Below are 22,859 nucleotides of genomic sequence, written 5' to 3' on the forward strand. Positions count from 1 at the left end.
GAATCCCGCGATCAATAGCAGTTGAACCAGTAATGAGATACTTAAAGCTCTATTCATGTACGGCCTGCATAACGCCCCGCTAAACGGCGAGCGTTAGCGAGTCCGATGCAGGCCATGATTTTTATGGCCGAAATGAATTTAAGCGGCTTGTTGTGTGCATTATAATGCGGCATAGACCACACCAAATATAGCCAAAATGAGCCACGCCCACTCTAAGCGGTTTACATGAAGTAAATGTTTTTGCCTTAACTCGTATTCCCCTGGAACGGCAAATGAACCGCTTTGATTTAACAATCCGTGTGCAGATTTTTGAAACCATGCCACAAGTAAAACTGCTAGTGCTGGAACAGCTAATTTATATAAATTCTCGTGAGAGTTTGAAAACATGAGGTCAGTAACAACAGGCGTTGAAAAACCTAGTGCTAGAAAGAGATACACTAATGCTAAATAAGTTTTTATTAGATTTTCTTTAGAAACGCATTTCATGTTTGCGGGATTTCATATTTGCACATAACGCCCGCAGCACGCGCGGCTTTGCAGTGAAGGGGAAGCAGCAACGAGAAAGCCGTCGCTGTGCCTGCGATTGTTAAATTCGCTCTTCGGCTCTGAGCGTCAGAACCTCGTAACCATCGGAGGTAACGGCGATTGTATGCTCCCACTGAGCAGATAATTTCTTATCGCTGGTGACAACGGTCCACCCATCTTTCTTCAACTTAACTTTGGCCTTTCCCTGATTAATCATGGGCTCTATGGTAAACACCATCCCTTCTTGCAGAGCTAAACCTTTACCTGCCTGGCCATAATGCAGAACCTGTGGCTCCTCATGCATTTCTCGCCCAATTCCATGCCCACAATATTCGCGAACAACAGAATAGCCGTGTTTCTGGGCGTGGCTCTGAACGGCGTGACCAATATCGCCAAGGGTCGCGCCGGGCTTTACAGTCCGTATCCCTTCCCACATTGCCTCATAGGTTTTATCGACCAAACGCTTGGCTGTGGGAGTCACGTCACCGATCATGTACATTTTGCTGGAGTCAGCGATAAATCCGCCCTGCTCCAACGTGATATCAACGTTGATAATATCACCGGATTTCAGCTTCTGAGTGGTTGAAGGTACACCGTGGCATACAACGCGATTTACAGAGCTATTCAGAACATACTGATACCCATACTGACCCTTACTTGCTGGACGAGCACACAGCTGATCAGTAATGTACCTGTCCGCCAAATCATTGATCTCCATCGTTGAGACCCCAACCTCAATAAAGCCGTCAAGGTGATCAAAAACAGTCGCCAGAAGCCGACCGGACTCCCGCATTACGCTCAATTCTTCAGCACTTTTCAGTTTTACGCTAGCCACCGACAGCCTTCCTTATATCAACTTCGGCCAGCTTCATTTGATCGCGCATGATGTCAGTAAAAGACATACTGGGGTTCGCCTCGGCGAGCATGCCAACCTTTATCCAATACTCAGCCTGAGCATTGATAGAGCGAACCATAACTGAACTCGCCTTGCGAATCTCCCCATGTAGTTCGTCGTCAATCTTAACAATTCCCATAGCAACCCCTTGATATACGATATGCATACGAATCATATATCAGCGATGGCAGACTGGCAATATGGTCAGCGAGGAATTTAACGCCCGCAACAGCGGAATATTTGGAGTGGATTGTTTTGCGGTAGCGTAGCGTTAAACCGCAAAACAAGGAACGGAAAATATTTCTGACTGCTTGCGCTTGTTAAATGCCATATTCGCGCTCAACCTTGGATATTCTTACTCTAAAATCAGAATACCACTCTCTACGACCTTTCTCCTGTGCCTCCCGATGCTCAACATTAGCCTTCCATGCTGTGATTGACTCGATATCGGCCCAGTACGAAACGGTTATATCGACCTCTTCTCTTGCGGACTCAATGCCGAGAAACCCAGGCTGTGAAGAAGCCAGCTCAACCATCCTATCTGCCATTAATCCGTATCCTTTATCACCGACAGTACGGTGTGAGGTAAACCGTGGGCGTATTTACCGTAGATGTCCATGCGTTCGCTTTGGCGATAGGGACCGTGTGGGCCGCCCATGTCTGGCCCTTCATCCCACTCCAGACCTAACCAGCGCAGGCTGTCAAATATTGCCTGTTCCGATTCTGGCGTGCTGCGGGTCTGATCGGTGTCTTCGATGCGCAGTAAAAACTGGCCGCCGTGCTGGCGCGCGAAGCACAGGTTAAACAGTGCAATGTAAGCGGTGCCGACGTGTGGATCGCCGGTGAGAGAGTGAGCAATGCGGGTGCGAACAGTCATCGAGAAAAGGCGGGCATTATACGGCTTTAGCGGCCGGGTTTGGAGTGAGTCCCGCGCAAGGTGGCGAGAAAGTAAATTGCTCTGTTTAGCACTGGCTTGATGCAGATCAATACATTAGCACTTGCTAATTTATTAATTGCTAATATACTAAAAATGTCGATTTACGCTGAGGTAGTCATTGATGATTACAAGTGAAAGTCTGGCCGCTATGCGTGAGCACGCTCGCGCTGCGGCGGCGCTGATGAAGTCGCTGTCGAACGAAAATCGTTTGATGATTTTGTGCACGCTGGTCGGTGGCGAAATGTCGGTGAGCGAACTCAATGAGCGGGTGCCGCTGAGTCAGTCGGCTCTGTCTCAGCACCTGGCCAGTTTGCGCGAGTCTGAATTGGTCGAGACGCGCAAAGAAGCGCAAACGGTGTATTACCGTCTGAAGGGTGATGCCGCGACCAAAATTATTACGGTGTTGCAATCCATTTATTGTCCCACCGAGGAGAGGTAAGTATGAAACGTATTCATCCGAGAGATTTGTTAACCAATGCCTCTGCCGAGCTGTGCGTGTTAGATGTGCGCACCGCACCCGAAGTCGCGGCGGCGGGCTTGCCCGGAGCGCTGCATATTCCACTACACGAGTTGACGCCGGAGCGTTTGCGCAGCGAGCTCGAAAAATCGGGCAAGCAGGGTTCTTGTGTTTATCTGTTATGCCAGGGCGGTAAGCGGGCGGAACAGGCGGCGCAGCAATTGACAGGCAAAGTTGATCTGGAACTGTGCGTGATTGAAGGCGGCATGAACGAAGTGCAAAAGTGCAATATCGCCGTGACGCAGAGCGCGACAACAAAGCCAATGTCACTTGAACAGCAGGTGCGTATTGTGGCGGGAACACTGGTTTTAGTGGGTGTCGTGTTAGGAACCTGGGTTCACGCCGGCTTTTACGGACTCTCGGCATTTGTCGGCGCGGGGCTGATTTTTGCGGGCGTAACCAATGCCTGCCTGATGGGCAAATTGCTGGCCCGCGCGCCCTGGAATAAATAAGCAGCGAGTCGAGTCATGATGACCTTGATCCTGATCGGGCTGGTGATTGGTTTGGTGCTGGGTTTGACCGGCGCAGGCGGATCGGTTTTTGCGGTGCCTTTGTTGATGTTCGCCGGTTTGCCTATGACCGAAGCGGTGGGCCTGTCATTAGGCACGGTCGCCGCCAGTACCTTATATGGCAGCCTGCGGGGCGGGTTTCAGCAGCATCCGATTTTATGGAAGCCCGGCGTCATTCTGGCCACGGTGGGTGCGCTCACCGCACCTTTCGGAAAATGGCTGGGATTGCGGATTGATGAACAGCTGCTCGTAGTGGGTTTCAGTGTGCTGGCGCTAATTATTGCGCTGCGTATGTGGTACAGCGCGGTGCGTGATCCTGAAGCGGCGACCATCGTTCGCGCCGGTGATTTTTCGCACACCGAGCGGCCGGGGCTGCTGTGTAACCTGAGTCAGAGTGGACAGTTTGAATTACGGCCGCGATGCGTCAGTGGATTGTTGATCGGCGGTGTGGTGGTCGGTTTGTTGTCCGGTTTATTCGGTGTCGGTGGTGGCTTTCTGATCGTGCCACTGTTATTGGCGTTAAGCCCTATCAGTATGGCGCAGGCGGTTAACACATCGCTGATGGTTATCGCGCTGGTCAGTAGCTCGGGGTTTATTAGTCACCTGCTGTTGAGCGAGCAAAATAATGTTTCGCTGCTGGCGCTGGTGGTATTTGGCGGGGTGATTGGAATGTGGTCAGGGCAGAAGGTCAGTCACCGAATCGCTAACGCACTGCTGCAAAAATTATTTGCCCTGACGCTGTTAATGATTGCGCTGTTAACGTTGATACAAAAGCTGGCGCCAGTGATGTTTACACCCAGCTGAAGACTAAACCCTGTTATTGATATTGCATGAGGTGACTTATGATTTTTCGCCAACTGTTTGAACGAGAATCCAGCACTTACACTTACCTCATTGGTTGCCGCGAAACCGGCGAGGCAGCACTGATTGATACCGTCAAAGAAGAGGTGCCCAAATATCTGCAGTTGCTGGACGAGCTGAATCTTCGACTGGTTTATGTTCTGGATACGCACACGCACGCCGATCACGTAACCGGTGCCGGTGATTTGCGCGATGCTACCGGGTGTATCACCTTGCTGGGTGAAAAAGCGCAATCCAGCTGCGTATCTGAATTGCTGAGCGATGGTGATGAAGTAACGATTGGCAAGCTCACGCTGCAAGCGATGTTTACACCGGGTCATACCGACGATTCTTACACCTTTGTGTTGCGTCATCAGGGACAAACTTACGCATTTACTGGCGATACCTTGCTGATTCGCGGCACCGGTCGCACGGATTTTCAAAACGGCAGCGCGGTAGATCAATACCACAGCTTATTTGCCAAACTGCTGCAACTGCCCGGCGATACCTTGGTGTATCCCGCCCATGACTATAAGGGCTGGACCATGAGTACGATTGATGAAGAAAAGGCGCACAACCCGCGCCTGCAAGTGAAGGATGTGCAGGCCTACGTGGAGTTGATGAGCAATCTGAATCTGCCGAATCCCAAAATGATGGATGTCGCCGTACCCGCTAATCGCGCCTGTGGGCAGCCGGAGCAACAAACGCTGACGCAGCCTGCTGATCGCAGTCAGGGAGGGTGAGAGAAATTCTCTCACCTTTTTACGCCTCTAATTTACTTCTTGTAAAACAGGGCGCTGCAACCCGGCTTTTGACAGTGCGCAGTTGCGGAGCGATAGCGAAGCCAATGCCCGAAAACTGCAAAAAATTGAGCCGGTCATGTATTGAGCGGACTGCATTACAGTAGACTCAAGAAGCTGCTCATTTGCTTTCCATGTCTGGCGTGATAGTGCGGCAAGCTTCCGCGCATTGTTGAATGTTGAACCGAAAGCAAAACATGCCGACGCAACAAAACCAGCGCAGCAAGATAAAATGGTGAGTAATATTGTGGTGGTCATACCGCTCCAATTTAACGCCGCATTCAGCGGCTTGTCCGCTGCAATGCTTTGTTAAGTTCTTTACTGCGATCAGAAATTTGATATTGGAGGACTTTCACTCGCTTATTTATTTCTGTTCCAGCCTCAAGAGCTTTCGATAGATTGGACTGCCAACCTTGTTCATTGGTTTTTATATCGATTCGTATTACACCTTCCTGGTAACCCCAGAAGCAATTTGCCTGACCGAATATCTCTCGAATTGCCTCAGACATGTCTGGATAGTACAAATCTGTAATGGCAAGCGCATCATGAAGTCGATCACAATTTGCGATGTACCTCTTACGAAAATCAGACAAATCAGTTTCTGACGATTGGATGTAGCTCATTGTTTGGGAGTTTTCAAACGAGATTACGGAAAGAACCTTGTGTAGCTTTTCAAGCTTATCTCGTTCAAGCGCGACTTCACTTTTTAGCCTTTCGTCATCTAGACGATCTGATTGAAGTCGAATGTCTTTGGCGGAATTATCTTTCGCGATCTTCAATTGAACGCCGCTTGTAAAACGCGCCACTATAAAACCAACGAAAGCGGTTACTAACGCGCCTAAAAAGATATATGCCTCTTTGGGCATCTGAACCTCCATGAGAACTTAACGTTTGGTTAAGGGGCGGGCTTTAGCCCGTCCCAGTGAGCGAAGCGAGCGGTTTGAACCACTTGTTAGCCGTCAACTCACATACGTTTAACAAGAGACTTCACCCAAGACATTGCTACCTCAATTGCCCAATCTGTTTGTTCTAGGGTCAGCACAGGCATAGGCTCCGAACCTGGGCCATGACCCACCGTATTTCGCACTTTGCGAAAATAGTCTTTCAAGATATCGCCCTCCCAAACCTGCAGAAATTGACCATTGGCCTTACTGACTAGATTGTCGATGTAATTTGCGGCTCCCTTTTCTTTGCCGCGAGTCCAGCCTTTCTTATCGGAGATGATCTTGATGGTACTTTCGAGCGCCTTTGCTGCAAATAGCGCGGGATCCTTCGAATTGGAATCCCTCCTATCCAAAGCTTCTTTCATGTCGATATCGACGTTTTCCCACAGTGGATCGGAAACAATCTCCCAGAAGGGCGTGGCTACCTGACTTTCCACCACTTCATCCCGTGACAACTGGACAAAGCCGTTGTGGTAGTTGAGAGGAACACTCGCTCGCCTGAAACGCTCGTTTAATTCGTTTACTTGGGAGTCGTACGCCGCGTTTGCCGACGCATTCCAAGATTTGACGCGATCAACTGAGCTTCCGGGGATTCGCATTCCACGCCGCGGAGCTGAGTCGCTAAGCTTTGCTTCCATAATCGCGTGAGGCAAATTTTTATTAAGTCGAGCAATTTCCTCGCCTCGTAACCGTAAGCCAAGTTCAACGAAGCTAAGACGCTCTTTGATGAATTGATCCGGATTTATGTCTCCTGGTACTTGAGCAGTGACAAATTGCTCACAAACATGAATCCACGAAAAGAAACCGGATACAGGATGGGTGCCTAGCGCGGTTGTTTGTTGATACGAGTAGTACCGCTTAGAAAGTTCTGTGACGCCAAGCTCTCTGCAAAGTTTGTCGTGCAGTAACTTCCATTTTTCTTCGCCACGTTTATCGACCTTGCCGCTTTCGTCGTAATACGGCAGAGCCTCTTTGACGATACCAAACGCTTGCGTCAGCAATCTCCGCTCATTTTCCGAGTACACCGACCATATCGGGGTGTTTTTGTATCGGTAAGAAAAAATATCTGTGAGCATCGGGGTTACTCAACTCTCCATTGACTGCTAACGCCGCATTCAGCGGCTTGTCCGCTGCAATGCCTTGTTAACTTATCTTTGTATAATATTTATCGAACTCTTTCTGAATGTTCGGGTTATAAAATATCTTTTTCCCACCATTTGGATTCTTCGGGTTCAGAAGTCGCTCGTACGCAAACTTCTTATCTCCTTCCAATTTTTTTCTGGTTTTGTGATATTTTGCGTTCATCTTGAAATCAGAATATCGCTTGGACAACCGCGTACTAAGGATATCGTAATCCCACGGATACTTATCCGAAAAATCTTCTTCTGACAAATAAACTGCGGTTGCACTTGGATCATTAGTGACCTGAACCGGTAAACCAGACGTGCTCTTAACTTTCTGGAATTTAACATCAATTCTCAGAGTCAAGTTGTAATCACCAACATCTTCGCTGCTATCATACCCCTCTTCTGACTTTTTTATGTACTCTAGAACCTTACGTTCATTTGAGTTGAGCGAAACGCCGGGGGCTTCATTGAAGTTGCGAAAGAAAGATAGTGGCATGAGGTAAAAGTTATATCCTGACAGGACATCACCAAACCAACTAGATACAAGGTGGAGGTAGTTTTGCAGTGATGCACTGCCTAGCTCCTGAATCTTCAGGGACAAGAGCAAGTCATCATTCACGAAATGTATTGAATTATCCCTAATTTCAGTAAGCGCGACCAAATTGTCATTTACCGCTTTGTCTATCTTAACGCCATAATCCTCGGTAGCGATCCGATAGGCTTCAAAGAGATTAATTGAAAGAGGGTTTCCGGATCGATTAGTTTTTGGCCTCTTAACCGTAGATTTCTTTCCACTTTTTAGAGTTCTATACTCCATTGCATAAAGTGAAGCCACTTTATTACTGGCCAAATTGAGAACTTTTGATTTTAACAATAACTCCCAAGCGTTAATACACAGAACAGAAAAAGTCTCCTCGCGATACTTAAAGTCAGGTTTATTGTATATCTCTATTGCAGACAGCATTGCCGCGATAGATTTTTCAAGCATTAAGCGAGATCGAGACTTCATGTAGCTCCCTTGGGTAAGTTAACGTTTGGTTAAGGGGCGGGCTTTAGCCCGTCCCAGTGAGCGGAGCGAGCGATTTGAACCAGTTGTTATGTGCTCTTAACTCGCTGCCAGTGCTTCTTTGATTTTTCCTGACGCTTGATTTTTCCGGATTTTATAAGCTGGTTGAATGACGTAGTGAAATTTGACTGTGGGATATTTAGCTTCTGTTGAATTTCAATTGAAGTGATTGGTTGGGACATTATTTTGAGAATTTTTGCCTCAAGAGATGTGTCAATTGCGACAACAACATTATTGTTTTCGGTCTCAATAGCGATATTTGGAGCGCTAGATTTAACACCTGCGAGGTTGCATTGAAATTCAAAAGCCTTCCAAAGATTTTGGTCTTTGGAACAAAGATTAAAATCTATTGCTTTTTTCTCGGCTTTTGAGAGGTGTGACAGGACATTAGATAGATGAGCGATTATGTAGAAGTCTGCTTGGTTTTGCCCCGAGGGATATCCGCTTACGCAGGTTAATAGAGCATTGCCGCATGCAGATTTAAGGCTTTCTGAGTTTGTGAAGACGAATACTCTATCGAGGATGGAAATCGTTAGCTCATCCAGCATGCTGAGGCCGATATTCTCAGCGTCGACGTAATATATTTTCAAAGGCTACTCCAATGCCAAATGAGTACATAACAGTGATTAGACCGCGTGCGGTACTAATACATAATAGTGACTGCGGTATAACTCCGGGTAAGCGGAATTACACACCCTACGAAAACCTTTAAAAACCAATATGTTACCCATGACCAGCCTCCCTCCTGCTGTATTCGCTTGACTTCGTCTTTTCGTACAACTATTACTACTGTATAAAAAAACAGTCAAGGAGAACACATGGACAGCCTAGCTCCTAAACCTCGCCTGAGGGACCAGTTCCGCTCGGTGATGCGTCGACATCACTACAGTATCCGTACAGAAAAAAGCTATTGGTACTGGATCCGCTATTTCATTCGCTTCCATGGGATGCGTCACCCCCTTGAGCTGGGTACATCCGATGTAAACGCGTTTCTCAGCTGGCTAGCCACTGATCGCCAGGTGGCAGCTGCGACGCAAAATCTGGCTTTGAATGCCATCGTGTTTCTGTATGCGCGTGTTCTTGAGCAGCCTCTCGGTGAGATCGGAGACGTGGTCAGAGTCAAGCGTCCGCCGAGATTGCCGACTGTGCTCACCCACCAGGAAGCCATGTCGATCATTGAGCAGCTATCCCAACCGTACCAAGTATTGGCATCTCTTATGTATGGCGCGGGTCTGCGGGTCGTTGAGTCATCCCGCCTGCGCGTCAAGGATATAGATTTCCTGAACCAGACGATCATAGTCAGAGACGGCAAAGGCGGTAAGGATAGAACCACTTTACTGCCTGCCCCCTTGATAATCCCTCTTAAACATCGAATAAGGCAGATCGAAGCCGGGTGGCGGTCACAGGAGGAAATTTACAAGATTCCTGTATCTCTCCCTTTTGCTTTGCGTCGTAAGTATCCTCGTGCATCTTTTTCTCTGGCGTGGCAGTGGATTTTCCCTTCAAGCGGGATCTGCATTGATGAAGATGGTCAGAGCGTCCGCCATCATGTGCACGTCAGCACCATTCAGCGCGCTGTTAAGCAGGCTGTTCGCGTTACGGGCATGGAGAAGCCTGTTGGCTGCCATACTTTCCGGCACACTTTTGCTACCGAGCTGCTGCGCCGTGGCAGTGATATTCGTACAGTACAAACGCTGCTGGGACATGCGGATGTGCGTACTACACAAATCTATACCCATGTACTCGGGCAAGGGTTTGCTGGTGTTCAGAGCCCACTGGGGTAGCATTTCGGTAGTCCAGGAACGCTACCGCCCTACCCCTCGCCTCCGAGCATTAGCGTTATGTTTGGGAGGGAAATGATGGCTGTCCGATGCCTCTGGAGGAGAGTCTGCTATCCCTGTTTGGCTTAACCATAATGCAGGCATCTGGCCATTTCAATGACGTTACGGGCATCTGGTGATTTCATAGCCTATGCCGCGATCTTCGTTGAGCAGGTTGCTTGCCTCTTCGTAGCCGAGCTCTTTGGCTTTCTGCACATCGCTGGCTGCGATTTCGTGAAGATGGATGCCCAGGGTCGGGGCGCCGCAGACGGTTATTACGGCCATGCCGGTTTGGATCGCGCAGTTTGAGGTGACGGCTTTAATGCCGGCGTTGGTGAGTTGATCGGTGCTGTCGGCTAAGGACGTGGTAACGGGCTCGCATTGTTTGTTGCCGTCGGGTTTGTAGACGTGGGTGGTTTGGGTTGTGCAGGCGGTTAGGAGGAGCGAGGCTATGAGGGTTGTTGTTTTCATGGGTAGCTTTCTTGTTTGTTGATGTCTGGAAGTAGTGTAGTTGCTCTGGGAGGACTTCTGGTTGCTTCCCCTCTCCCCCCACGAGGGCAGAGGGAGCAAAAATGCGCTACTGACAGAATGTACATATAAAAATCCCGGCGCGTGGCCGGGATTTTTGTTGGTGCGGGTTGGTTGTTAGCCTACCCAGACTCTTGCATTACGGAACATGCGCATCCAGGCGCCGTCTTCGCTCCAGTCATCGGGGTGCCAGGAGTTTTGTACGGTGCGGAAGACCCGTTCCGGGTGCGGCATCATGATGGTGACGCGGCCGTCGCGGGAAGTCAGGCCGGTGATGCCGCGGGGGGAGCCGTTGGGGTTGGCAGGGTAGCGGTCAGTCATGCGGCCGTGGTTGTCGACGAAACGCAGCGCCACCGTGCTGTTGGCTTCACAGGCATCTACGGCTGCGCTGTCGGCAAACTCGGCAAAGCCTTCGCCGTGGGCGATGGCGATCGGCATGCGTGAGCCAATCATGCCGCTGAGGAAGACCGACGGCGATGGCTGTACTTCGACCATGGCCACCCGCGCTTCGAACTGCTCGGAGCGGTTGCGTACAAAACGTGGCCAGTGCTCGCTGCCGGGAATCAGTTCGCGCAGGTTGGACAGCATCTGGCAGCCGTTGCACACACCCAGGGTGAAGGTGTCCGGGCGGGCAAAGAAGTCGGTGAAGGCCTGACGCGCCTGCTCGTTGAACAGGATCGACTTGGCCCAACCTTCGCCGGCACCCAGCACGTCACCGTAGGAGAAGCCGCCACAGGCGACCAGACCACGGAAGTCGGCCAGATCCACACGGCCGCTGAGGATGTCGCTCATGTGTACGTCGATGGCAGTGAAGCCCGCGCGGGTAAACGCGGCGGCCATCTCTACCTGGCCGTTGACGCCCTGCTCGCGCAGGATGGCAACCGCCGGGCGCATGCCGGTATTGAGGAAGGGCGCTGCCACATCTTCATTGATGTCAAAGCTGAGCATGGCTTGCAGGCCGGGGTTCTTGTCGTCGGCCAGACGTTCGTGCTCCTGGTCGGCGCACTCGGCGTTGTCACGCATGCGCTGGATTTGCCAGCTGGTTTCGCTCCAGGCCTGTTGCCAGTCGGCGCGGGTGCCGGACAGTACGTTTTCACCGGCGTAGTAGAAGTCCAACTGCTGCTCGACTTTCGGCTGGCCGATTACGGCACTGCAATCACCCAGGCCGGCGGCGGCCAGTTGGCTGAGTACGGCTTCGGTATCGTCCTGGCGCACCTGAATCACCACGCCCAGCTCTTCGTTGAACAGGGCAGCGGGCAGGTCGCTGGCGTTATCGGCCAGTACATCCAGATTGATATCCAGGCCGCAATGACCGGCAAAGGCCATTTCCGCGACGCTGGCCAGCAGGCCGCCGTCGGAGCGGTCGTGATAGGCCAGCAGCAGATCGTCCTGGTTCAGGCCCTGGACCACGGCGAAGAAGGCTTTCAGGTCTTCGGCGTCGTCCAGATCCGGTGCCTGCTGGCCGATGCGGTTATATACCTGCGCCAGCGCGGAGCCGCCGAGGCGGTTCTGGCCACGGCCGAGGTCGATGAGGATCAGGTCGGTGTCGCCCTGATCGACGCGCAGTTGCGGGGTCAGGGTACGGCGTACGTCCTGCACCGGGGCAAAGCCGGTCACGATCAGCGACATGGGCGAGGTAACGCTCTTGTCCTGACCTTCATCGCTCCAGCGGGTCTGCATGGACATGGAGTCCTTGCCCACCGGCACGGTAATGCCCAGCTCCGGGCACAATTCCATGCCGACGGCCTTGACCGTGTCGTACAGACGCGCGTCTTCACCAGGGTGACCGGCAGCGGCCATCCAGTTGGCAGACAGGCGGATGTCGGACAGCTTGTCGATCCGTGCAGCAGCCAGGTTGGTAACGGTTTCGGCAACCGCCATGCGACCGGAAGCCGGGGCGTCGAGCAGGGCCAGCGGGGTGCGCTCGCCCATGGCCATGGCTTCACCGGTGTGCACATCGAAGCTGGTGGCGGTAACGGCGCAATCAGCGACTGGTACCTGCCAGGGACCGACCATCTGGTCGCGGGCGACCAGGCCGGTAATGCTGCGATCACCAATGGTAATCAGGAAGTTCTTGCTGGCCACGGCCGGCAGGCGCAGCACGCGCAGGGCAGCTTCTTCCAGCGCTACGCTGGTGGCGTCGAAGTCGTCGCCCTGCTCTGCTTCGCGGTTGACGCTGCGGTGCATACGCGGCGGCTTGCCGAGCAGGACGGACAGCGGCATGTCGACCGGCTGGTTGTCGAAGTGGCTGTCGTTGAGCACCAGCAGCTGTTCTTCGGTGGCTTCACCGACCACGGCGAAGGGGCAACGCTCGCGTTCGCAGATGGCCTGGAAACGCTCGAAGTCGGCGTTCGGCACGGCCATGACGTAGCGTTCCTGGGATTCGTTGGACCAGATTTCCAGCGGGCTCATGCCCGGCTCGTCATTTGGTACGTTGCGCAGTTCGAAACGGCCACCGCGGCCACCATCGTTGACCAGCTCGGGGAAGGCGTTGGACAACCCGCCCGCACCCACGTCGTGGATAAAGGCGATGGGGTTCTTGGCGCCCAGCTGCCAGCAACGGTCGATGACTTCCTGGCAGCGGCGTTCCATTTCCGGGTTCTCGCGCTGTACCGAGGCAAAGTCCAGATCTTCGGCACTGCTGCCAGTGGCCATGGACGAAGCGGCGCCGCCGCCCAGACCGATCAGCATGGCCGGGCCGCCGAGTACCACCAGCTTGGCGCCGACCGGAATCTCGGCTTTTTCGACGTGATCAGCGCGGATGTTGCCCAGGCCGCCGGCAATCATGATCGGCTTGTGGTAACCACGGATTTCCGGGCCACGGGGCGACTGTACGGTCTGCTCGAAGGTACGGAAGTAACCGGTCAGCGCGGGACGACCGAATTCGTTGTTGAACGCGGCGCCGCCGAGCGGGCCGTCGATCATGATCTGCAGCGGCGTGACGATGCGACCCGGCTTGCCGTTGTCCTCTTCCCAAGGCTGTTCGAAACCGGGAATGCGCAGGTTGGAGACGGTAAAGCCCGTCAGGCCTGCCTTGGGCTTGCCGCCACGGCCAGTCGCGCCTTCGTCCCGGATCTCGCCACCGGAGCCGGTGGAGGCGCCGGAGAACGGAGAAATGGCGGTCGGATGGTTGTGGGTCTCCACCTTCATCAGGATGTGAATCTGTTCCTGATGCGAGCGGTATTCTTCGGTGCCGGGCTCGGGGAAGAAGCGACCACCGACAAAACCCTCGATCACCGCAGCGTTGTCCTTGTACGCGGACAACACGCCTTCGCTGCGCATCTGGTAGGTATTCTTGATCATGCCAAACAGGCTTTTTTCCTGCGCTTGGCCGTCAATGTCCCAGCTGGCGTTGAAAATCTTGTGTCGGCAATGCTCGGAGTTGGCCTGGGCGAACATCATCAGTTCGACGTCGCTGGGGTTGCGCCCCAGATCGGTGAAGCTTGCTACCAGATAGTCGATCTCGTCATCGGCGAGCGCCAGGCCCAGCTCGATGTTGGCCTGTTCCAGCGCGGCCTTGCCACCTTCCAGAATGTCCACGCGGTTGAACGGCTTGGGCTCGGTGTGGTGGAACAGCTGCGCAGCGGCTTCCACGTTGTCCAGCGCCAGCTCGGTCATGCGGTCATGCAGCAACGCCGTAACCTGCTGCAGCTCGGCGGCGCTCAGCTCGCCACTGACGTAATAGGCGATGCCGCGCTCAAGGCGCGCGATGGCCTGCAGTCCGCAGTTATGGGCAATATCCGTGGCCTTGCTCGACCAGGGCGAGATGGTACCGAAACGCGGCACCACCAATACCAGCGTGCCAGCCGGCTCTTCGACCGCCACCCGCGGGCCGTACTTGAGCAGGCGATCCAGCACGGTCTGCTCCTGCTTAGCCAATTCGCCAATCAGGTCGGCAAAATGCATGAATTCGGCATACACACCACTCACGCCGGGGACCTGCTGTTGCAGACGAGCAAGCAGCTTGTTGCGACGGAAATCGGAAAGGACTGGGGCGCCACGCAGGATATGCATGTTGGTTTCGGCCTCGGAGATTTTTGGGAAAGTGAAAAAGAAGGCGCATAGGATAACCCATGCTGGGCGTTCGGGCTATTGTACGGCGGGGCGCGGGCGACCAGCCGCATATCATCGTTGCCCTGTGACGATCCCGCTCTATTGCCGGGAGGCGGATTTACATATACTGAGCGCATGCCGAAAAACCGCCTTCGTCACACTGCTGTTCCCATCCTGGCCATCCTGTGCTCGGTGCTGCTGGTTGCCTGCGAACAACCCAGCCGACTGGAGCAGTTGCGCGAGGATGGCACCCTGCGCGTGGTTACCCGCAACACGCCTACCACCTATTACCAGGGCCGGCATGGCGATACCGGTCTGGAGTACGAGCTGAGCAAACGCTTCGCCGATAGCCTCGACCTGGAGCTGGAAATGATCACCAGCCCAACACTGGAGGATCTGTATCGGCAACTGGCTCAGGACAAGGGGCCACACCTGGCCGCCGCCGGGGTTACCGCCAACCCGGCCCGCGAGGATCAGGTGCAGTTTGCCGAAGCCTATCTGCAGGTTACGCCACAGGTAGTCTATCGCCGCGGTGATCGCCAGCCGCGGGGAATCGAGGACCTGTACGATCGGCGCATCCTGGTGCTCAAGGGCAGCACCCTGGCCGATCAGTTGCGTCAGCTGCAGGTCGAGCATCCGCAATTGGTATTCGAGGAATCGGACAACCTGGAGGTCGTGGACCTGCTGCGCATGGTCAATGACGACGAGATCGATTTTGCGGTGGTCTACTCCAACGAGCTGATTGTCAATCAGGCGTTCTATCCCGCTGTGCATGTGGGGTTCGATCTCGCCCCGCCCCAGCCCATGGCCTGGGCGCTGCCCGGCGGTGAAGATGACAGCCTGCTGCTGGAAGTGAACCAGTTCTTCGACAGCATCCGCGCCGATGGCACCCTCGATCAACTGCTGGAACGTTTCTACGGCCATGCCGATGTACTCGATTACGTCGGCGCCCGCGCCTTTGCCCGGCATATGCAACAACGCCTGCCGCGGTTCGAGAAACTGTTCCGGCAGGCGGGTGATCAGCAGGGCATGGACTGGCGCCTGCTGGCGGCCATGGCCTATCAGGAATCGCTGTGGGATGTGGATGCCCGTTCGCCGACCGGCGTGCGTGGCCTGATGATGCTGACCCTGCCCACCGCCAAGTTCGTCGGCGTGACCAACCGGGTCGATCCGGCGCAGAGCATTGCCGGGGGCGCGCGTTATCTGGTGTGGGTGCGGGATCAGCTATCGACCGACATTCCCGAACCGGACCGCACCTGGTTCGCGCTGGCGGCTTATAACGTCGGTATCGGGCATCTGGATGATGCGCGCATTCTGACCCGCAACAATGGCCGCGACCCCAACCGCTGGATTGATGTGAAGGATCACCTGCCGCTGCTATCGAAAAAGCAGTGGTACAGCCAGACCCGCTACGGCTATGCCCGCGGTGGCGAGCCAGTGCACTATGTGCAGAACATCCGCCGCTACTACGAAATCCTCACCTGGGTGACCCAGCCGCAGGCGGAAACACCGCAGATGCCGGACGAGCAGTACCATGCGCCGGGGATTCTGGATCAGTTGCCGCAGGGGATTTGAGCTCGGCAGGTGCGCTACACCCCGAGAAGCCACCTTGATTGTTCTCTGCCGTTACCGCTACTGCCGCCGCGCCCGAAAAAACTCCGTCAATATCTCCCCACACTTCTCCGCCAACACTCCTCCCTCCACCTGCACCCGGTGGTTCAACCACGGTTGGTCCAGCACCTGGCTACGACTGACCACCGCGCCGGAGCGGGGCTCGCTGGCGCCGAAGACCAGGCGGCTGATGCGGCTGTGGACCAGCAGACCGGAGCACATGGTGCAGGGTTCGAGGGTGACGTATAGGGTAGTGCCGGGCAGGCGATAATTGGCGTCGCTGGCGGCGGCCTGGCGCAGGGCAACCATTTCGGCGTGGGCGCTGGGGTCATGACTGCTGATGGGCTGGTTGAAACCGCGGCCGATAATCTTGCCGTCGCGCACCAGAATGGCGCCCACCGGCACTTCGCCCAGTTCGGCACCTTTGCGCGCTTCGGCGATGGCCTCACGCATGAAATCGATATCAGCTGGTTTCATCTGGAATCTCTTGCCGCCCGTCTCACCTTCATGGACGGCAAGGATACACAATGATGCAGGGAAAATGGCGGGCATTGCTGCCCGCCGGAGGGATACAGCTTAGATCAGCGACCGTTCGCGCAGCAGTTCGATAACCTTGTCGACACTGGCCGCCAGATCCAATTCCGCGGTGTTGATGATCAGATCGGCATCATCAGGTGCTTCGTAAGGATAGGAAATACCCGGAATGGTGCCCTCCTCCCCAGCGGCGTAGAGCCCGGACGGATCACGCGCCTGGCATACTTCCAGCGGTGTATCCAGGTACACCATCAAGCAGCGATCCCCGAGGATATGCTTGGCGGTGGCGCGACTTTCCGCAGTGGGCGCGACGAAGGCGCCCAGCGCGATCAGGCCGGCCTGATTCAGCTGGCGGGCAACACGGGCGCCTTTATGCAGATTCTCTGCCCGGCCTGCCGCATCACGTCCCAACCCCTTGCTCAGATCCTGGCGCATGGCTTTGCCATCCAGCACAAAGCAGGCGCGGCCGCGATCGAACAGGCGACGCTCTACGGCATAGGCCAGAGTACTCTTGCCGGCGCCCGACAGGCCGGTGAACAGCAGCGTCACCGGCTCCTGACCATAACGCACAGCGCGCTCGCTCGGCGTCACATGGGCAAACTCGCCATGCTGACCACCCGCAGTGTGCTGCTCCGCCTGCGCCTTGGCCACGATCATGCCGGCGCCGACGGTGCCGTTGGTCATGCGATCGACGACGATAAAGGCGCCGGTGGTGCGGTTGGCGCGGTAGTCGTCATAGGCAATGGGCCGTTCCAGCGCCAACTCGACCCGGGCGATCTCGTTCAGGGCCAACTCGCCGACTTCTTCATGGGCCAGAGTGTTCACATCCTGCCGGAAGTGAATCCGGGTAAAGGAGCCCGGGCTATAACTGGTGGCCCGCTTGATGTCGTATTTGCGCCCCGGCTGCATTGGCTGCTCGGACATCCACACCAGGCTGGCTTCGAACAGGTCGCCGATCACCGGCTGGTTATCCACGTGGGCGAGCATGTCACCGCGGGAGATATCGATCTCGTCTTCCAGGGTCAGGGTCACCGCCTGGCCGGGCCCGGCAGCTTCCAGTTCACCATCGAAAGTGACGATGGATTTGACCCGGCTGGTCTTGCCCGAGGGCAGTGCTACCAACTCGTCGCCCTTGTTCACCACGCCGGAGGCGATGGTGCCGGCAAAGCCGCGGAAGTTGAGGTTCGGCCGGGTGACCAGCTGCACCGGGAAGCGCAGGTCGGTCAGATTGCGGTCCGCTGCCACTTCCACGGTTTCCAGAATTTCCATCAGCGAGGGGCCGGTATACCACGGGCTGCGCTCGCTGCGATTGACCACGTTGTCGCCCTTGAGCGCAGACATCGGGACAAAGTGAATCGAGCTCCCGGCCAGCGTGTCCAGGCCCTTGGCGAACTCGCTGTAGTCGGCGCAGATCTTGTTGAAGACGGTCTGGTCGAAGTCCAGCAGGTCCATCTTGTTGACCGCAACGACGATATGCTTGATGCCCAGCAACGAGGCGATAAAGCTGTGGCGGCGGGTCTGGGTCTGCACACCGTAACGTGCATCGATCAGGATGATCGCCAGGTCGCAGGTCGAGGCGCCGGTGGCCATATTGCGGGTGTACTGCTCATGGCCGGGGGTGTCGGCGATGATGAACTTGCGTTTGGCCGTGGAGAAGTAGCGGTAGGCTACATCGATGGTGATGCCCTGCTCACGCTCGGCCTGCAGGCCATCGACCAGCAGCGCCAGATCCACTTCTTCACCAGTGGTGCCGGACTTCTTCGAGTCGCGGGTGATGGCTTCCATGTGATCTTCGTAGATCATCTTGGAGTCATGCAGCAGACGACCGATCAGCGTGCTCTTGCCGTCATCGACGTTGCCACAGGTAAGAAAACGCAGCAGTTCCTTGCGCTCGTGCTGCCCCAGGTAGGCCAGGATGTCCTGGCTGATCAGATCAGATTGGTGACTCATTACATAATTCTCCGGGCGGGCGCTTAGAAATAGCCTTGGCGTTTCTTTTCTTCCATCGATCCGGCCTGATCATGATCGATCACGCGGCCCTGGCGCTCGGAAGTACGGGTCAACAACATTTCCTGGATGATTTCCGGCAGGGTCGCCGCGGTGGACTCCACGGCGCCGGTCAACGGATAGCAACCCAGGGTACGGAAGCGCACCATCTTCATCTCCGGGGTTTCGCCGGAGTTCAGCGGCATGCGCTCGTCATCGACCATGATCAGCGAACCGTCACGGTTGACCACCGGGCGCTCGGCAGCGAAGTACAGCGGCACGATCGGAATGCTTTCCAGATAGATGTATTGCCAGATATCCAGCTCGGTCCAGTTGGACAGCGGGAACACGCGGATGCTTTCACCCTTGTGCACCTTGCCGTTGTAGATGTTCCACAGTTCCGGGCGCTGGTTTTTCGGATCCCAGCGGTGATGCTTGTCACGGAAGGAGTAGACACGCTCCTTGGCCCGGGATTTCTCCTCATCCCGGCGCGCGCCGCCGAAGGCCGCATCGAAGCCGTACTTGTCCAGTGCCTGTTTCAGGCCCTGGGTTTTCATCACATCGGTATGCACCGCGCTGCCGTGAGTAAAAGGACCAACGCCCTGCGCCACACCCTCGGGATTCATGTGCACCAGCAGGTCCAGATCCATTTCCTCGACCATGCGTTCGCGGAAGCTGTACATCTCGCGGAATTTCCAGCCGGTATCCACATGCAGCACCGGGAACGGCAGGCGGCCTGGGTAAAAGGCCTTGCGCGCCAGGTGCAGCATCACGGCCGAATCCTTGCCGATGGAGTAGAGCATTACCGGGTTCTGAAATTCGGCGGCAACCTCACGGATGATATGGATGCTTTCAGCTTCCAGCTGTTTGAGATGGGTCAGTTTTTCCAGCATGGGCTACTCACGGTGAAGGAGGCATGAATAAGAATGCCGGCATTGTATCAAAGCCATCCCCTTCTAATAAGCAGCCCTCCGATACCTTTAAGTTATAAGCATATACGACCCAGTTCGACCCGATCCCGCTCAGACCGGGTTGTCAATATCGATGAATTCATGCTCGAGACCAAAGTGCTCCCCCAAGTGCTCGCCCAGTGCTTTCACACCGTAACGCTCGGTGGCATGGTGGCCGGCGGCGTAGAAATTGATTCCGCATTCACGGGCGATATGAATGGTGGGCTCTGAAACTTCGCCGGTAATGAAAGCATCCACACCCAACGCTACCGCCTTTTCGATATACCCCTGGGCAGCACCGGTACACCAGGCGATACGCTTCACCGGGCGGCTATGGCCGCTGATGAACAGCGGCTCGCGCCCCAGGGCGATATTCAGCTGCTGGGCCAGTTCGGACCCGGAAACCGCCTCGCTCAGTTCACCCTGCAGGCCGATGGACCTTGGGTTATCCGGCTCCAGCCCACCAGTGATATGCCAGCCGAGCAACTGCGCCAATTGCACGTTATTGCCAAACTTGGCATGGGCATCGAGGGGCAGGTGATAGGCGACCAGGTTGATGCCGTGCTCCAGCAACGCCTTGATCCGCCGCTGTTTCAATCCGGTGATCGGAGCGGCTTCGCCCTTCCAGAAGTAACCGTGGTGCACCAGCAGCAAATCAGCACCCCGCGCCGCGGCAGCTTCAATCAGTGCCTGACTGGCGGTCACTCCGGTGACTATCCGCTGAATATCGCTGCGCCCCTCCACTTGCAGGCCGTTGGGGCAATAATCCTGAAAGGCTCCCCTCTCCAGCAGATTGTTGCAATAAGCGACCAACTCGGAACATTGTGTCATTACGACTCTCCCCCAGTGAAAAAAAGGTTTTCGTGTGCCTGTTGCACAAGGATACAAGGTTGCAATACGTACCTGCACAATCCAAAAAATCTCCCTATAATGGCCGCTTCCGGACCATTCATCATGACCGCACTCCAGGTACCCCCAATGAAAGGTTTTTTGCGTAATCTGGGCTGGCCTGCCGTCTGTGGCCTGTTGATCGCCCTGCTGATCATTCAGCAATTCCCGCAATGGCTAGGGCTGCCGGCGCATTCGTCCTATCAAATGGCCCCCGCCCTGACGCTGCCCAGCAGCAATGGCGTGGTGTCGTACAGCGACGCCGTCAGCAAGGCCGCTCCCGCCGTGGCCAACATCTTCACTACCAAACAGATACCCAGTCGCAACAACAGTCCGTTCGACACCCCGACCCTGCGCGACTATTCCAATACCCTGCCCGCTCCGTCACGCCGCCAGTCCAGTCTGGGCTCGGCGGTAATCCTGCGCAGCGATGGCTACCTGCTGACCAACAACCATGTGGTTGCCGATGCCGACGAGATTCTCATCGCGCTGCGCGATGGCCGCGAAGCCATTGCCGAGTTGATCGGCACCGATCCCGAGACCGACCTCGCGGTACTCAAGATCAATCTGCCGGACCTGCCCACGGTGACCATCAGCACTGAAGAGCAGCAATCCACGGGCGACGTGGTCATGGCTATCGGCAATCCCTTCGGACTGGGGCAGACCGTGACCATGGGCATCATCAGCGCCACTGGCCGCAACCAACTGGGCCTCAACACCTATGAGGACTTCATTCAGACCGACGCAGCGATCAACCAGGGCAATTCCGGTGGCGCCTTGATCGATGCCCATGGCCGGTTGATCGGTATCAATACGGCCATCTTCTCCCAGTCCGGTGGCTCCCAAGGCATCGGCTTTGCTATTCCTGCCCCCCTGGCGGTGAATGTGATGGAGGAAATCATCGAACGTGGCCGGGTGATCCGTGGCTGGCTGGGCGTGGAGGTGCAGCCGCTGACCAGCGATTTGGCCGAGTCCTTCGGTCTGGTCAAGACCGAAGGACTCGTGGTCTCCGGCCTGTATCGCAACGGCCCGGCCTGGTCCGCAGGCCTGCGGCCGGGGGATGTCATCCTGCGGATCGATGACGCGGCCATTACCAATGGCCGGCATGCGATGAATCAGGTCGCCCGTGCCAAGCCGGGCTCTCAGGTGCAGCTGGAAGTGCTGCGCAACGGCGAAGCCATGAGCTTCACCGCCGAGGTTGGCGTGCGGCCTACCCTCGGCTCCTGATACTCAAAGCAGCGCGTCGAGGGCGCGCAGCAGCGCCTGGTTCTGCTCCGGCGTGCCTACGGTGATGCGCAGGAACTGTTCGATGCGCGGCGCGCGGAAGTGCCGCACGATCACCTTCTGCGCCCGCAGCCCAGCTGCGAGTTCGTCGGCGTCGCGCTCGCCGTGTCGGGCCAGCACGAAGTTGGCGGCCGACGGCAGCACCTGGAAACCGCGTTCTTGCAGCCCTTGGCTCAGGGCGTCCCGACTGTTGATCACCGCCTGGCAGGTCTGCTGGAAATACGCCTGATCCTCGAAGGCAGCCACCGCCCCGACAATCGCCAGGCGGTCCAGCGGGTAGGAGTTGAAGCTGTTCTTGACCCGCTCCAGCGCCTCGATCAGATCCGCGTGCCCCACCGCCAGTCCCACCCGCAAGCCGGCGAGCGAGCGTGACTTGGACAGGGTCTGGGTCACCAGCAGGTTGGGGTAGCGATTCACCAGCGCGATGGCCGTCTCGCCGCCGAAATCGATGTAGGCTTCATCTACCACCACCACCGAGTCCGGGTTGGCTTGCAGAATCTGCTCGATGCCGGCCAGCGGCAGCAGCATGCCGGTGGGCGCGTTCGGATTGGGGAAGATGATGCCGCCGTTCTCACCCCGGTAATCCGCCGGGCGAATACTGAAATCCTCGGCCAAGGGCAGCGTTTGGGCCTCGATACCGTAGAGACCGCAGTACACCGGGTAGAAACTGTAGCTGATGTCCGGCATCAACACCGGTTTGCCATGCTGGAACAGCGCATGGAAGATGTGCGCCAGCACTTCGTCCGAGCCATTGCCGACGAACACCTCGGCTGCGGTCACGCCGTAATAACTGGCAATGGTGTCTTTCAGCAGGTCGGCATTGGGCGCCGGATACAGCCGCAGGCTATCGTCCAGCTGGGCCCGGATGGCCTCGACCACCCTGGGCGACGGGCCGTAGGGGTTTTCGTTGGTATTGAGCTTGATCAGGTTGTCCAGCTTGGGCTGCTCGCCCGGCACGTAAGGCACCAGATCCTTTACAAAAGGGCTCCAGAAACGACTCACAGGTCAATCCTCGATTTGAAGCAAGCCGCAAGCTGCCGGCTTG

At 55.8% G+C, this 22,859-nt stretch carries 23 protein-coding genes and 1 pseudogene; 7 read left to right on the forward strand and 17 right to left on the reverse strand.

The genetic code is table 11. The annotated features are described in order from the left end of the window. Window positions 1-159 precede the first annotated feature (159 nt). From DHB74_RS12950 to DHB74_RS12970, 5 genes and pseudogenes are all read right to left on the reverse strand, one after another. The gene (locus DHB74_RS12950) at window positions 160-486 is read right to left on the reverse strand and encodes a hypothetical protein (protein WP_499161660.1); all 327 of its coding nucleotides are present in this window, start codon (window positions 484-486) and stop codon (window positions 160-162) included. 100 nt (window positions 487-586) lie between these two features. Continuing rightward, the gene (gene map / locus DHB74_RS12955) at window positions 587-1,360 is read right to left on the reverse strand and encodes a type I methionyl aminopeptidase (RefSeq protein ID WP_499161661.1); all 774 of its coding nucleotides are present in this window, start codon (window positions 1,358-1,360) and stop codon (window positions 587-589) included. Continuing rightward, window positions 1,353-1,559 carry a ParD-like family protein gene (locus tag DHB74_RS12960; protein ID WP_216096228.1) on the reverse strand — a complete coding sequence of 69 codons (207 nt, stop codon included), beginning with the start codon at window positions 1,557-1,559 and terminating at the stop codon, window positions 1,353-1,355. The genes map and DHB74_RS12960 overlap by 8 nt, the downstream gene beginning before the upstream one ends. A 181-nt stretch (window positions 1,560-1,740) precedes the next feature. Next, complete coding sequence (locus tag DHB74_RS12965) at window positions 1,741-1,968, reverse strand: antibiotic biosynthesis monooxygenase family protein (RefSeq protein ID WP_143063093.1); 228 nt, start codon at window positions 1,966-1,968, stop codon at window positions 1,741-1,743. 38 nt (window positions 1,969-2,006) lie between these two features. Next, a pseudogene (locus DHB74_RS12970) lies at window positions 2,007-2,297 on the reverse strand (glutamate--tRNA ligase family protein); the annotation flags it as partial. Window positions 2,298-2,478: 181 nt separating this feature from the next. Between DHB74_RS12970 and DHB74_RS12975 the strand changes: the two are divergent. From DHB74_RS12975 to DHB74_RS12990, 4 genes are read left to right on the forward strand one after another with little or no spacing between them, the layout of a single operon-like run. After that, a complete protein-coding gene (locus DHB74_RS12975) occupies window positions 2,479-2,796 on the forward strand; it encodes an ArsR/SmtB family transcription factor (protein WP_036992888.1) in 318 nt (105 codons plus the stop codon). 2 nt (window positions 2,797-2,798) lie between these two features. Continuing rightward, window positions 2,799-3,326, forward strand: coding sequence for a rhodanese-like domain-containing protein (locus tag DHB74_RS12980; RefSeq protein ID WP_036992889.1), 528 nt, complete (start codon window positions 2,799-2,801; stop codon window positions 3,324-3,326). Between the two features lie 15 nt (window positions 3,327-3,341). Next, a complete protein-coding gene (locus DHB74_RS12985; protein ID WP_218144735.1) occupies window positions 3,342-4,187 on the forward strand; it encodes a sulfite exporter TauE/SafE family protein in 846 nt (281 codons plus the stop codon). Between the two features lie 38 nt (window positions 4,188-4,225). Beyond that, entirely contained in the window at window positions 4,226-4,966 is a 741-nt protein-coding gene (locus tag DHB74_RS12990) for an MBL fold metallo-hydrolase (RefSeq protein WP_051611372.1), read from the forward strand. A 27-nt stretch (window positions 4,967-4,993) separates the two neighbouring features. Here the strand turns inward: DHB74_RS12990 and DHB74_RS12995 are convergent, their stop codons facing one another. From DHB74_RS12995 to DHB74_RS13015, 5 genes are all read right to left on the reverse strand, one after another. Next, window positions 4,994-5,281: a hypothetical protein gene (locus DHB74_RS12995; protein ID WP_143063092.1), complete on the reverse strand. Its 288-nt coding sequence runs from the start codon at window positions 5,279-5,281 to the stop codon at window positions 4,994-4,996. A gap of 23 nt (window positions 5,282-5,304) precedes the next feature. Further along, window positions 5,305-5,889: a hypothetical protein gene (locus DHB74_RS13000; RefSeq protein WP_499161662.1), complete on the reverse strand. Its 585-nt coding sequence runs from the start codon at window positions 5,887-5,889 to the stop codon at window positions 5,305-5,307. 98 nt (window positions 5,890-5,987) lie between these two features. Next, window positions 5,988-7,043 (reverse strand): abortive infection family protein, encoded by a 1,056-nt coding sequence (locus tag DHB74_RS13005; RefSeq protein ID WP_499161663.1) that lies wholly within the window; start codon window positions 7,041-7,043, stop codon window positions 5,988-5,990. A gap of 67 nt (window positions 7,044-7,110) precedes the next feature. Continuing rightward, window positions 7,111-8,103, reverse strand: coding sequence for a DUF3644 domain-containing protein (locus DHB74_RS13010; RefSeq protein ID WP_499161664.1), 993 nt, complete (start codon window positions 8,101-8,103; stop codon window positions 7,111-7,113). 86 nt (window positions 8,104-8,189) lie between these two features. Continuing rightward, window positions 8,190-8,750, reverse strand: a complete 561-nt coding sequence (locus tag DHB74_RS13015; protein WP_499161665.1) for a hypothetical protein — start codon at window positions 8,748-8,750, stop codon at window positions 8,190-8,192. Between the two features lie 228 nt (window positions 8,751-8,978). Between DHB74_RS13015 and DHB74_RS13020 the strand changes: the two genes are divergently transcribed. Further along, entirely contained in the window at window positions 8,979-9,944 is a 966-nt protein-coding gene (locus DHB74_RS13020; protein WP_499161666.1) for an integron integrase, read from the forward strand. Window positions 9,945-10,103: 159 nt separating this feature from the next. Here the strand turns inward: DHB74_RS13020 and DHB74_RS13025 are convergent, their stop codons facing one another. Then, complete coding sequence (locus tag DHB74_RS13025) at window positions 10,104-10,451, reverse strand: hypothetical protein (RefSeq protein WP_074781251.1); 348 nt, start codon at window positions 10,449-10,451, stop codon at window positions 10,104-10,106. Between the two features lie 174 nt (window positions 10,452-10,625). Next, window positions 10,626-14,522 (reverse strand): phosphoribosylformylglycinamidine synthase, encoded by a 3,897-nt coding sequence (gene purL / locus DHB74_RS13030; RefSeq protein WP_499161667.1) that lies wholly within the window; start codon window positions 14,520-14,522, stop codon window positions 10,626-10,628. A gap of 174 nt (window positions 14,523-14,696) precedes the next feature. Here purL and mltF point away from each other — a divergent pair, with 174 nt between their 5' ends. Then, window positions 14,697-16,136, forward strand: coding sequence for a membrane-bound lytic murein transglycosylase MltF (mltF, locus tag DHB74_RS13035; protein ID WP_036992768.1), 1,440 nt, complete (start codon window positions 14,697-14,699; stop codon window positions 16,134-16,136). A gap of 57 nt (window positions 16,137-16,193) precedes the next feature. Here the strand turns inward: mltF and tadA are convergent, their stop codons facing one another. From tadA to DHB74_RS13055, 4 genes are all read right to left on the reverse strand, one after another. After that, window positions 16,194-16,649, reverse strand: coding sequence for a tRNA adenosine(34) deaminase TadA (gene tadA / locus DHB74_RS13040; protein ID WP_499161668.1), 456 nt, complete (start codon window positions 16,647-16,649; stop codon window positions 16,194-16,196). A gap of 99 nt (window positions 16,650-16,748) precedes the next feature. After that, on the reverse strand, window positions 16,749-18,656 hold the full coding sequence (cysN, locus tag DHB74_RS13045) for a sulfate adenylyltransferase subunit CysN (protein WP_499161669.1): 1,908 nt from the start codon (window positions 18,654-18,656) through the stop codon (window positions 16,749-16,751). A gap of 23 nt (window positions 18,657-18,679) precedes the next feature. Further along, window positions 18,680-19,585, reverse strand: coding sequence for a sulfate adenylyltransferase subunit CysD (gene cysD / locus DHB74_RS13050; protein ID WP_499161670.1), 906 nt, complete (start codon window positions 19,583-19,585; stop codon window positions 18,680-18,682). 129 nt (window positions 19,586-19,714) lie between these two features. After that, window positions 19,715-20,473 (reverse strand): Nif3-like dinuclear metal center hexameric protein, encoded by a 759-nt coding sequence (locus DHB74_RS13055; RefSeq protein ID WP_499161671.1) that lies wholly within the window; start codon window positions 20,471-20,473, stop codon window positions 19,715-19,717. 147 nt (window positions 20,474-20,620) lie between these two features. Here DHB74_RS13055 and DHB74_RS13060 point away from each other — a divergent pair, with 147 nt between their 5' ends. Beyond that, complete coding sequence (locus DHB74_RS13060; RefSeq protein ID WP_499161672.1) at window positions 20,621-21,757, forward strand: S1C family serine protease; 1,137 nt, start codon at window positions 20,621-20,623, stop codon at window positions 21,755-21,757. A 3-nt stretch (window positions 21,758-21,760) separates the two neighbouring features. Here the strand turns inward: DHB74_RS13060 and hisC are convergent, their stop codons facing one another. Then, entirely contained in the window at window positions 21,761-22,816 is a 1,056-nt protein-coding gene (hisC, locus tag DHB74_RS13065; RefSeq protein WP_499161673.1) for a histidinol-phosphate transaminase, read from the reverse strand. Between the last annotated feature and the right edge of the window lie 43 nt (window positions 22,817-22,859).

Origin of the sequence: Pseudomonas sp. G11-1, assembly GCF_024031555.1 — a bacterium.
GTDB classification, from domain to species: domain Bacteria; phylum Pseudomonadota; class Gammaproteobacteria; order Pseudomonadales; family Pseudomonadaceae; genus Halopseudomonas; species Halopseudomonas bauzanensis.

Coding starts and splice junctions, on each gene's coding strand:
- DHB74_RS12950 (WP_499161660.1), bottom strand. CDS start 486: ATGAAATGCGTTTCTAAAGAAAATCTAATAAAAACTTATTTAGCATTA.
- DHB74_RS12960 (WP_216096228.1), bottom strand. CDS start 1,559: ATGGGAATTGTTAAGATTGACGACGAACTACATGGGGAGATTCGCAAG.
- DHB74_RS12965 (WP_143063093.1), bottom strand. CDS start 1,968: ATGGCAGATAGGATGGTTGAGCTGGCTTCTTCACAGCCTGGGTTTCTC.
- DHB74_RS12975 (WP_036992888.1), top strand. CDS start 2,479: ATGATTACAAGTGAAAGTCTGGCCGCTATGCGTGAGCACGCTCGCGCT.
- DHB74_RS12980 (WP_036992889.1), top strand. CDS start 2,799: ATGAAACGTATTCATCCGAGAGATTTGTTAACCAATGCCTCTGCCGAG.
- DHB74_RS12985 (WP_218144735.1), top strand. CDS start 3,342: ATGATGACCTTGATCCTGATCGGGCTGGTGATTGGTTTGGTGCTGGGT.
- DHB74_RS12990 (WP_051611372.1), top strand. CDS start 4,226: ATGATTTTTCGCCAACTGTTTGAACGAGAATCCAGCACTTACACTTAC.
- DHB74_RS12995 (WP_143063092.1), bottom strand. CDS start 5,281: ATGACCACCACAATATTACTCACCATTTTATCTTGCTGCGCTGGTTTT.
- DHB74_RS13000 (WP_499161662.1), bottom strand. CDS start 5,889: ATGCCCAAAGAGGCATATATCTTTTTAGGCGCGTTAGTAACCGCTTTC.
- DHB74_RS13005 (WP_499161663.1), bottom strand. CDS start 7,043: ATGCTCACAGATATTTTTTCTTACCGATACAAAAACACCCCGATATGG.
- DHB74_RS13010 (WP_499161664.1), bottom strand. CDS start 8,103: ATGAAGTCTCGATCTCGCTTAATGCTTGAAAAATCTATCGCGGCAATG.
- DHB74_RS13020 (WP_499161666.1), top strand. CDS start 8,979: ATGGACAGCCTAGCTCCTAAACCTCGCCTGAGGGACCAGTTCCGCTCG.
- DHB74_RS13025 (WP_074781251.1), bottom strand. CDS start 10,451: ATGAAAACAACAACCCTCATAGCCTCGCTCCTCCTAACCGCCTGCACA.
- purL (WP_499161667.1), bottom strand. CDS start 14,522: ATGCATATCCTGCGTGGCGCCCCAGTCCTTTCCGATTTCCGTCGCAAC.
- mltF (WP_036992768.1), top strand. CDS start 14,697: ATGCCGAAAAACCGCCTTCGTCACACTGCTGTTCCCATCCTGGCCATC.
- tadA (WP_499161668.1), bottom strand. CDS start 16,649: ATGAAACCAGCTGATATCGATTTCATGCGTGAGGCCATCGCCGAAGCG.
- cysN (WP_499161669.1), bottom strand. CDS start 18,656: ATGAGTCACCAATCTGATCTGATCAGCCAGGACATCCTGGCCTACCTG.
- cysD (WP_499161670.1), bottom strand. CDS start 19,585: ATGCTGGAAAAACTGACCCATCTCAAACAGCTGGAAGCTGAAAGCATC.
- DHB74_RS13055 (WP_499161671.1), bottom strand. CDS start 20,473: ATGACACAATGTTCCGAGTTGGTCGCTTATTGCAACAATCTGCTGGAG.
- DHB74_RS13060 (WP_499161672.1), top strand. CDS start 20,621: ATGAAAGGTTTTTTGCGTAATCTGGGCTGGCCTGCCGTCTGTGGCCTG.